The organism is Occallatibacter sp. (assembly GCF_049802275.1).
Taxonomy (GTDB): domain Bacteria; phylum Acidobacteriota; class Terriglobia; order Terriglobales; family Acidobacteriaceae; genus Telmatobacter.
The window spans coordinates 1-2248 of record NZ_JBARMD010000521.1 but is presented as its reverse complement, the minus strand read 5'-3'; the positions used below and the strand labels follow the sequence as shown (position 1 = coordinate 2248).

Here is a 2248-nt window from a genome sequence, read left to right as displayed (position 1 = left end):
CGCCAGCGTTCTGCCGGTGCAGCGGCGGGGCGCGGTGGGAGCGCGAATTGCAGGGCATCCAGCGCGGAGCAAGCTGCCACGCACTCCATGCAAGCCGTGCACTCGACAGAGCGAATCTGGACCAGCTTGTCGACGGCGAGGCCGGCAGGACATGCCCTGGCACATTTTCCGCAATCAACGCAGGCGTCTGGATCGCGTCGTATTTTAACCGGGCTTAGCAGGGAAGCCAATCCCATGAGCGCGCCGTATGGGCATAGATAGCGGCACCAGAAGTTCTGCACCAGCATGGAAAGAAGCACGAGCAAGGCTATGACGACGGCTGCGGTAATCCCGATGTCGCGGAAGAAGTTCAGCATCTTGACGTCGGCAACGAGGCCGTAAGGCGTCGCCATGAAATCTTCGAGCGCCTCGGCAGACATGGCGCCGATGACTGCTACGAAGAGGCCGAGGAGCACATACTTCAGACTACGCAGCGAGATGTCGAACCAGCGCGGCAGGCGGAGGTTGCGACCGAAGATGCGGCGACCGATCTTCCAGAGAAATTCTGAGAATGTACCGACGGGGCAGAGCCAGGAGCAGAAAGCCTTTTTCAGCAGAAGGCTCATCAGCATGAAGCCAATGAAGAGAAACATGGCGGCAGGGTGAATTTGCGGCACATGGCCAGTAAGAAGAAAGTACTTCGTGTTCATCAACCCGGCGATGGGGAGCCAGCCTTCGACGCCGGCGGGCCGCGGAACGCTGGGTCCGACGCCGCCGCGCTCGTAGTAGCGCGCCCAAAGGTAGAACTGGAGACCGAGCCAGGCATTCACGACCAGAAATAGGGCCTGCACGATATGTCGTGTGCGCTGGGAGCGGTCTGGGGCGAAGCGGCGGATCAGGGATTTTTTGCGTGCTGGGATCGGCTGTGGTTGGGCGGGCTGGGTGACCATGGACGTTTCTCTCGTAAGCCAAAATTAATGGCTTCGCAGAGAAAGTGCAGCGACTTATGTCACAAGAGTAAAGAGGTCCGAAACAGGCCTGGCTATTGCGCGATCACGATCGGTGCTCGCCAGAATGCGGCCTTTTCAGTGGATGGATCGAGCACTGTGACCTGGCACTCGTACTGACCGGGCTTGAGATTCGCGGCACTCAGATTGAAATTGAGCGGCGTCACGCCGAGACGTGTTGAAGGATTGGGAGGGACGGCGATGGGTTGCGTTTTGAATGCTTCAGCGCCATTGGTATAGAGAGTTACGAACGCCATTAGCGGCTGCGCGGGCGGCGATGGGGCGGCTGGCGTGCCGGTCGATGGCGCGACGGCAGGCGGTTTGTATGCCTGCAGGTAAACGTAGATGTCGCGATTCTGGTTGAAAACGCGGGTTACGCTCGGGACCAGCTTTTTGCCGTCTTGCACCAGGGGGTTTACGGCATCGTCTTTGGCGCGATCTTTTGACTTGGCCGCATCGTAAATTGCGTCCTTCAATTCGACGCGCTGGCTGCTGAGAACAACCGAACTGATGGGAATGCGTTTAACTTCCTTGTTGAGGTTTGGAATCACGAAGGTGGTCTGATAGGTTCCTATGCGGCCGGTTTCGTCATCGCGCGCGAGGAACTTGATCATGTACTTGCCGGGGAGGAGCGTAAAGCCGGTGTCGTATTCGATGGGACGATGCGCGAGCTCGGCCGCGGTGGCGTCGGAGAGCTTGATGTTGACGAAGTCGCGGACGTTCGACACGGTGGTGCCACCGACCACGTCTTTGATTTCGCCAACGAAGTCGATGAGCGTATGCTCTGCACCTCCACGCTTAGCCAAGGCAAGCTCGCGGCCAGGAATCTTGACGATGATGGGCACGAAGTATTCGGCACGATTCAGCTGGAAATGATCGATCTCCATCGCGATCGAGAGGTCGGTGACGGGATCTTCGAGCATCAGCGCGTCTTCGAGTTGGCGCTCTTTGTCGACGGCGGTGAATTTGCTGAATTCCTTGTCGGCGTAATATCCCTGGCGATAATCGAGCTTGGCTTCGAGGTTCTCGTTGAGCGCGATCTTTACGCGGCGGAAGCGGCCGTTGCGGGCAGGATTTGTGGTGTAGTAGCCGAGGATGTAGTAATCGGAGATTGCATCCTGCGCCTGGAGAATGCCGCGATCGAGGTCGTTGGTGTCGAGCAGTGCCTTGCCGCCGGTGTCGGCTGCGAGGGAGTAAAGCGTGTCCTGCGAGCGTTGGAAGCGATCGGTGACGGCCGTGGCTGCTGCGCCGGTGTAGATGCC

At 58.8% G+C, this 2248-nt stretch carries 1 protein-coding gene and 1 pseudogene; both read right to left on the bottom strand.

What is annotated here, in order from left to right; translation table 11 throughout:
• Positions 1-929: 4Fe-4S binding protein (locus WA354_RS18060; RefSeq protein ID WP_472814412.1), on the bottom strand; the 929-nt coding region annotated here is incomplete at its 3' end.
• Positions 930-1021: 92 nt separating this feature from the next.
• Positions 1022-2248 (bottom strand): annotated as a pseudogene (locus WA354_RS18055) (VWA domain-containing protein); the annotation flags it as partial.